The sequence below is a fragment of the Microbacterium sp. 69-10 genome (genome assembly GCF_001897945.1).
In the GTDB taxonomy this organism is placed as follows: domain Bacteria; phylum Actinomycetota; class Actinomycetes; order Actinomycetales; family Microbacteriaceae; genus Microbacterium.
The window spans coordinates 178,308-181,769 of record NZ_MKRT01000016.1 but is presented as its reverse complement, the minus strand read 5'-3'; the positions used below and the strand labels follow the sequence as shown (position 1 = coordinate 181,769).

Here is a 3,462-nt window from a genome sequence, read left to right as displayed (position 1 = left end):
AGGGGCACTACTCTCTCGTGAGCGCATCTTTCGTTCCCTCGCGGAGACGAAGCTCGACAGCATCCAAAATCTCAAGCGCACGATCACCGAGCTCACCAACCGCCTCGACCATCCGCCGGCACTGTTGGACTTCGCGCGCTTTGACGCCGCCGACCCCGTCGTCGTCGCGACAAAGCGCGACAACTATTGGTTGCTGCTTCGATCGCTCAAGAAGGCCGATCGTGGCCCCAACGCGGCACAGTCTGCGTGGCTTACCTTCGCCTCTAATGAGATTCTCAATGGGAAGCGACCGCACGAACTGCTGCTTCTGAGGGCGGTGATCGACCGACCGAGCCATCGCATGAGTGTGGCGGAGTATCAACGACTCCTTGCCATGAGCGGAGCGACCTCTGACAACAAGTTCATTGAATCTGTCATACGCATCCTTGAGCTGACCTTCTTCACAGAGGCAGAGCGCTCGAAGTATGGCAGCCCAATGGTTCGTCAGGTCGGAGAGGAACTCGAGCTGTCGGCTGAGGTCGCTCACAGTCTCGCTGACGATCCCGAGTTTGCCGCCCACCTCAACGATGTCGTTGACACCGGGCTCTTCCTCGCCCGCCATCGCTACAACTGGCGTGGCGAGCTCGAAGTCGGACAGCGATACTCACGCAAGGATGCGTGCCGACTGCTCAACTGGGAGAAGAACGAGCAGAGCACCATGTACGGCTACAAGGTCGACTACACGTCACTCTCGTGCCCGATCTTCATCACGTATCACAAGCACGAAGACGTCTCAGCGAGCACTGCGTACGGCGACGAGTTCATCAACGAGTCGACGCTGCACTGGTTCACTCGTAGCCGTCGCACCCTTCAGAGCGGCGAGGTGCGAGCGATAGTCGATAACCGTGTGCCGCTCCACCTCTTCGCGAAGAAGGACGATGCCGAAGGGACCGACTTCTACTACCTCGGCGAGGTGCGCTCATCGAACGCAAAGCAAACCAAGATGCCTGACGCGAAGGGAGCCCAGCTGGACGTCGTGACGATGAGTCTCTCCATGGAGTCACCGCTCGAGCAGAGCCTATACGAGTACCTCGTCGGCTCAAGCAAGTAGCCCACGAACGCCTGTACTTCAGCGCGCTGCTGCTACCGTCCCCATATGCCCTCCCCCGCAACGCTGCAGGCCCTCCGCACCTTCGTCGCCGAGCGTGACTGGGACCAGTTCCATACACCCGAGAACCTCGCGAAGTCGATCTCGATCGAGGCCGCGGAACTTCTCGAGCTGTACCAGTGGGGCCAGACGCCTGACCAGACGCGCGTCGAGGAAGAGCTTGCCGATGTGCTCACCTACTGCGTGCATCTCGCCAGCCGCCTGAACCTCGACATCGACGAGATCATCCTCAGCAAGCTCGAGAAGACCAACGCGAAATACCCGGTCGAACTCAACCAAGGCGAGATCAACAAGAGTGCAGAGCCATGAGCTTCAGCATCCAGCGCATCCCCTTTGACCGGACCCACATCGATACGTGGAGCGCCACCAACCAAGAGCTCACCAACTGGCCCGTCGTCTACGTGCTCGACGGCGCGAGCCGAAGCAAGAAGCTCTACGTCGGCGAGACGATCAGCGCGCACAAGCGCATGCGCCAGCACCTCGCCGGCCCGAAGCGCCAGCAGAACCTCACCGATATCCGTGTCGTCGTCGACGAGCGCTACAACAAGTCGGTCTGCGCCGACCTCGAGTCGCATCTGATCCGCTGGTTCCACGGCGACGGCCGCTACGACATCCTCAACGGCAACGACGGTCTCACCGACGCCCGCTATTACGACCGCGAGCTCTATCGCGAGTCGTTCCATGACGTGTTCGAGGCTCTGCGCGCCGAGGGCCTGTTCAGTCGCAGCATCCCGCAGATCGAGAACAGCGACCTCTTCAAGCTCTCCCCCTTCAAGGCGCTCACCCCCGACCAGGCGATCGCCGTCGAGGACATCGTCTCCGGCATCCTCGAAGACCTGCGCGACCCGACGAGAGCATCCACCCTCGTCGTCGAGGGTGCGCCCGGCACCGGCAAGACGATCATCGCGATCTTCCTCATGAAGCTGGTCGCCGACATCCGCGACTTCCGCAGCCACGACGACGTAGAGCCCGACTCGATGTTCGCCGAGTTCTTCACGCCCGAGAGTGCAGCCCTGCTGCAGGACCTGCGGATGGCGCTCGTCATCCCGCAGCAGTCGCTGCGCCTGTCAGTGAAGAAGGTGTTCAAGAAGACGCCGAAGCTCGACCCGGCGATAGTCCTGACGCCGTTCCAGGTGGGTGAGTCGAGAGACATGTTCGACCTGGTCCTGGTCGATGAGACGCACCGGCTGAATCAGCGCGCCAACCAGGCGTCGGGCGTGCAGAACAAGAAGTTCGGGCAGATCAACGAGCGGCTGTTCGGCGCGGATGCCCCGCATCACACTCAGCTCGACTGGATCAAGGCTCGCAGCAGGCATCAGCTGCTGCTCGTCGACGGCGCGCAGAGCGTGCGCCCGCATGACCTGTCACCTTCGACCCTCAACACCGAACTCACCGACGCGAAGAACGCGCACCGGCATTACCCGCTCACTACCCAGATGCGGGTGCGGGCCGGCGCCGACTACGTCGAGTACATCCGGATGCTGCTGCGCGGAGCGTCCGTCGCCCGCCCCGACCTCGGCGACTACGATCTGCGATTCTTCGACGACCTCGGCGAGATGCGGCAGGCAATCCGGGAGCGTGACCGCGAGGTCGGGCTGTCGCGGCTGGTCGCCGGATACGCATGGGACTGGGTCTCGAAGAAGGATCCGTCGGCGTTCGACATCGAGCTCGATGGCGAGCGGATGCGATGGAACAGCACGGGCAAGGACTGGATCAACTCCCCGGGATCCCACGACGAGGTCGGCTCGATCCACACCGTGCAGGGCTACGACCTCAACTACGCCGGCGTGATCATCGGACCCGACCTGCGCCTCTCGCCGTCGGGCGAGATCGTCGCCGACCGCGATGCCTACCGCGACAAGAAGGGCAAAGAGAACACCGGGCACCTGAAGGATGCTTTCACCGACGACGACCTGCTGGTCTTCATCCGCAACATCTATGGCGTGCTGCTCACACGGGGCATGCTCGGGACGTATGTGTACGTGTGCGACGAGGGGCTGCGGGAGCGGCTGCGGGGGATCATGACAGCACGGAGCAGGACATGACTCCGAAACCCCGAGTCTGGTTGTTTGACGTCGACGGCACCCTGGCGTTGATGGGCGATCGGTCGCCCTACGACATGCGCAAGGTGGCGGCCGACGTACCGAACGCCCCCGTCGTCATGGTCGCGCAGGCGCTGAGCGCTCACCCTGCCGTTGACGCCCTCGTGGCCGTCTCCGGCCGCGATGAGACAGCACGACGAGCCACGGAGTCTTGGCTGGTGTTCAACGACATCCCCTTCCGACGACTGTTCTTGAGGCGAACCGGTGACACCC

The 3,462-nt window shown here is 62.6% G+C and carries 3 protein-coding genes and 1 pseudogene; all 4 read left to right on the top strand.

Going from position 1 to position 3,462, the window contains the following annotated elements; genetic code table 11:
• The coding region (locus BGN97_RS06380) for a DUF3427 domain-containing protein (RefSeq protein ID WP_292699018.1) at window positions 1–1,090 on the top strand (1,090 nt) is incomplete at its 5' end.
• Window positions 1,091–1,135: 45 nt separating this feature from the next.
• Window positions 1,136–1,456 (top strand): nucleotide pyrophosphohydrolase, encoded by a 321-nt coding sequence (locus BGN97_RS06375; protein WP_285631434.1) that lies wholly within the window; start codon window positions 1,136–1,138, stop codon window positions 1,454–1,456.
• Window positions 1,453–3,192 (top strand): DUF2075 domain-containing protein, encoded by a 1,740-nt coding sequence (locus BGN97_RS06370; RefSeq protein ID WP_292699015.1) that lies wholly within the window; start codon window positions 1,453–1,455, stop codon window positions 3,190–3,192. The genes BGN97_RS06375 and BGN97_RS06370 overlap by 4 nt, the downstream gene beginning before the upstream one ends.
• Window positions 3,189–3,462, top strand: a pseudogene (locus BGN97_RS06365) (polynucleotide kinase); the annotation flags it as partial. The gene BGN97_RS06370 and the pseudogene BGN97_RS06365, both read left to right, overlap by 4 nt.